Source organism: Paraburkholderia sp. SIMBA_030, assembly GCF_046535245.1.
Taxonomy (GTDB): domain Bacteria; phylum Pseudomonadota; class Gammaproteobacteria; order Burkholderiales; family Burkholderiaceae; genus Paraburkholderia.
In genome coordinates this window covers 1-258 of record NZ_JAWRXB010000957.1, presented here as the reverse complement: position 1 = coordinate 258, position 258 = coordinate 1, and the positions used below count along the sequence as shown (strand labels likewise).

1 protein-coding gene is annotated in these 258 nt (G+C 47.7%); it reads right to left on the bottom strand.

From position 1 onward, the window contains the following. Nucleotides 1–258 (bottom strand): DUF2057 family protein (locus tag SB772_RS42860; protein WP_410838877.1); only part of this gene is annotated, 258 nt, incomplete at both ends.

Here is a 258-nt window from a genome sequence, read left to right as displayed (position 1 = left end):
CGTTTGATTGTCGGCTAATTGTGCCGTCACACTGACGTTACCTGAGCGCAAATAGTCGTGCTGATCACGAGGCAAGTTATATAGACGGTCATACTTAGCAGTAATAGCGTGTTGTCCAGGCTGTAACGTAAATGTTTTCTGCAGCGGCTGAAAAGCGCTCTGCTGAATTTCCTGCCCATTAATAGCAGTTACTTTGATATGGTCATCAACCTGTAGGGTCACTGCTGCCTGTGACAACATAGAGACCGAGGCAGCACC